The organism is Kitasatospora sp. NPDC001225 (assembly GCF_053597855.1).
Map to the genome: position 1 here is coordinate 1 of NZ_JBSFJC010000078.1, position 4,007 is coordinate 4,007.

At 73.0% G+C, this 4,007-nt stretch carries 2 protein-coding genes; both read left to right on the top strand.

Translation table 11 applies throughout. The annotated features are described in order from the left end of the window. Positions 1-235 precede the first annotated feature (235 nt). Positions 236-2,524 carry a right-handed parallel beta-helix repeat-containing protein gene (locus tag ACWDCZ_RS24720; RefSeq protein ID WP_449816989.1) on the top strand — a complete coding sequence of 763 codons (2,289 nt, stop codon included), beginning with the start codon at positions 236-238 and terminating at the stop codon, positions 2,522-2,524. Between the two features lie 203 nt (positions 2,525-2,727). Then, positions 2,728-4,007: right-handed parallel beta-helix repeat-containing protein (locus tag ACWDCZ_RS24725; protein WP_449816990.1), on the top strand; the 1,280-nt coding region annotated here is incomplete at its 3' end.

Consider the following 4,007-nt stretch of genomic DNA (forward strand, 5'->3'; position numbering starts at 1 on the left):
GTTCGGCTACCAGGCCTACTGACCCGTACGCGCACCCGCGCCCGCCCCGACGGCCCCGGCGCCGAGCACCCCGCTCGGCGCCGGGGCCGTCCGCGTGTTTCCGCGAGCTGTGAAATCCGTCTTGGCACGGGCCCCGGGCCGTGGCAGGATCCGCTCCGCCTTCCAGCCGACCGGCTCCGGACGGCGGGGGGTCGAAAGCGTCATCCACGCTTCAAGTTGCCCACGGGGGGCTCCTGTGTCCAGATTCCGTACAGCGCTGGTCGTCGGCGTGACGCTGCTCGGGGCGGTCGGTCTGCCGGCCGTCTCCGCGGGCAGTGCGGTCGCGGCGGGCGGCACGCTCCACGTCGACAACGCCGCGGGTGCGAACTGCACCGACAGCGGCAGCGGTGCCCAGTCGGCACCGTACTGCACCATCGGCGCGGCGGCGGCCGCCGTCCAGCCGGGCCAGACCGTCGACATCGCGGACGGTACGTACATCGAGGACGTGACCGTCACCCGGTCGGGCACCGCCGAGGCGCCGATCACCTTCCGCGCCAGCAGGACGCCCGACGAGAACAACGGCGGCGGCCTCACCAAGATCGGCACGGGGGACAGGCCCGTCAACGGGTTCGTCGTCCGGGGCGCCGAGCACGTCCGGTTCGAGAACCTGACCGTCGCGGCGGTCTCCCAGAAGGCGGCCGTGCTGGTGGACGGCGCCCGTGACGTCTCCTTCGACAACGCCTACCTCACCGGTGGAACCGGCATCCACGTCACCAACGGCTCCGAGCGGGTGCTCCTCGGACACGGCGACGTCGGAAGGGTGCAGGGCCCGGCGGTCACCGTGGACGGCGGCTCCACCGGGACGGTCGTCACCACCAACGCGCTCATGCCCTACGCCGGGCCCGACATGACCGGGGTCCTGGTCAAGGACGCGCCGAACACCGTCGTGGTGGCCAACAACGTCACCTCGTCCTGCTTCGCCGGGATCGTGCTGGACGGCGGCTCGACCGGCGCGGTGGTCGAGAACAACCTGGTGAACACCGCCCTGTACGGCATGAATTCGTGCCGCGACCAGACCGCCCGCGCGACCGGGATCACCGTCGGCCCGAACGCCGTCGCGGGCACCAAGGTCGACTACAACGTGGTCGACCCGCGCAGCGGCGGCGCGGCCTACAGCTGGGCCGGGACGGCGTACGGCGACCAGCCGTCCTTCACCGCGGCCACCGGCCAGGGCGTACACGACTTCGTCGCGCCGTCGTCGATCCAGAAGGGTCCGGACGCGCCGCCGGACCACGTGACCGACTCGGCGGACGAGAAGGCCCCGGGCATGCTGCCGACCGCCATCGGCGGCGTCGCCGCGGTGGACGACCCCAAGGTCCCCAACACCGGTACGGGCAGCGGCTTCCGCGACCGCGGCGCCTACGAGAACGCGGACGTCGGCAGCGCGTTCACCCCGGCGGGCCCGACCCGGCTGCTCGACACCCGCCAGCCGATCGGCGTGCCGACGGCGCAGCCCGTCCCCGCCGGGGGGACCGTGGACCTGCCCGTCGCCGGGGTGGCCGGGGTCCCGGCGTCCGGGGTGACGGCGGTGACGATGAACGTGACGGTGACCGAGCCGCAGGCCGACGGGCACCTCACCGTCTATCCGCACGGGGACGCGGCGCCGAGCTCGTCGAACCTCAACTGGACGGCCGGGAGGACGATCCCGAACCTGGTGACGGTGCCGGTCAAGGACGGCAAGGTGTCCTTCCAGAACGCCTCAGGCGGCACCGTGCACCTGATCGCCGACCTGGCGGGCTACTACAGCCCGAAGGGTTCGCTGTTCCACGCCCAGGGGCCGACGCGGCTGCTGGACACCCGGGCACCGATCGGAGTCCCGGCGGCGCAGGCCGTTCCGGCGTACGGCACCGTCGACCTCCCCGTGGCGGGCGTGGCCGGGGTCCCGGCGTCCGGGGTGACGGCGGTGACGATGAACGTGACGGTGACCGAGCCGCAGGCCGACGGGCACCTCACCGTCTATCCGCACGGGGACGCGACGCCGACCGCCTCCAACCTCAACTGGCCTGCCGGGAGGACGATTCCGAACCTGGTCACGGTGCCGGTCAAGGACGGCAAGGTGTCCTTCCAGAACGCCTCGGGCGGCACCGTGCACCTGATCGCCGACCTCGCCGGCTACTACACCGCCGAAGGCAGGGTCAGCTACCACCCCGACGGCCCCCAGCGCTGGATGGACACCCGCGACCCGGGCTTCCGGACACCGGCCGTCCCGGCCTGGGGCACCCTCGACCTGCCGATCCCGTACGGTCCGGCCGTCGCGGCGGTGACCCTGAACGTGACGGTGACCGAGCCGGGCACCGACGGGCACCTGACCGTCTACCCGCACGGTGACGCGGCGCCGAACGCCTCGAACCTGAACTTCCTGCCCGGCGAGACCATCCCCAACCAGGTGGTCGTCCCGGTCAAGGACGGCAAGGTGTCGTTCTACAACGCGAGCGGTGCTCCGCTGCACCTCGTGGTCGACGAGTTCGGCTACCAGGCGTACTGACCCCGTCCCGTAGGAAAACGGCCCCCGGAACCGAGCCCCGCGCTCGGTTCCGGGGGCCGTTCGCGTACGGCGGCGGCCCGTGCGACGTACTGACACGACCGTTCGACTGTGGAATGATCCGCTCCGCCCTCAAGTCGATCAAGGACGGATCAAGCGAGGGCAAAAGCGTCACCAAAGCTCAACAGCGCCCAGGGGGGCTCCTTTTGTCCAGAATCCGCACGGCTCTCGTCGTCGGTGCGACGCTGCTCGGGACGGTCGGCCTGCCGGCCGTCTCCGCGGGCGGCGCGGCCGCGGCGGGCACCACCCTCCACGTCCACCGCACGACCGGCTGCACCAACAGCGGCACCGGCACCGAGTCGGCGCCGTACTGCACCATCGGTCCGGCGCTGGCCGCCGTCCAGCCGGGCCAGACGGTCGAGATCGGCGAGGGCACGTACCCCGAGGACCTGACCTTCACCCGGTCGGGCACCGCCGGGGCGCCGATCACCGTCCGCGGCGTCACCGGCCCAGGGGGCTCGGGCCCGATGATCGGCGACCAGAAGACTCCCGTCAACGGGTTCGTCGTCCGGGGCGCCGACCACCTGCGCTTCGAGAACCTCTACCTCACCGCGGCCCCGAAGAGCACCCTCCTGGTGGACGGGGCCCGCGACGTCTCCTTCGACCAGGTGACCATCGCCGAGGGCGCCACCCTGCACGTCACCAACGGCTCCGCCGACGTGCGCTTCGCACGCGGCAGGATCGGCTCCTACCAGGACCCGGCGATCACCGTGGACGGCGGCTCCACCGGCACGGTCGTGACCACCAACCAGGTGTACAAGCCCGGGTCCGGACCCGGGACCGTGCCCGGCATCGTGGTGAAGGACGCCCCGAACACCGTGGTGGTGGCCAACACCGTCAACGCGCCCTGCTCCCGGAGCATCGTGCTGGACGGCGGCTCGGCCGGCGCGGTGGTCGAGAACAACGTGGTGAACAGCGCGAACGGCCCGCGGGCCTGCGGCGCCAGGTCCGCCGAGGCCATCGGCATCACCGTCGGGCCGGACGCCACCGCCGGCAGCAAGGTCGACTACAACGTGGTCGACCCGCGCAGCGGCGGCCCGGCCTACAGCTGGGCCGGCGGCCCGTACACCTCGCAGGAGGCCTTCACCGCGGCCACCGGCCAGGGGGAGCACGACATCGTGGCGCCCAGCCTGGTGGACCGGGGCCCGGACGCGCCGGCCGACCCCAAGGTCGACTCGGCGGACGAGAACGCCCCGGGCATGCTCCCGACCGACTCCGAGGGCAGGGCGCCCGTCGACGACCCGACGGTGCCCAACACCGGTACGGGCAGCGGCACCCGCGACCGCGGCGCGACCGAACGGTCCTTCGTCGGCAGCGCGTTCACCCCGGCCGGCCCGACCCGGCTGCTGGACACCCGGGCGCCGATCGGCGTGCCGTCGGCGGCGGCCGTGCCCGCCTGGGGCACCGTCGACCTCCCGGTCGCGGG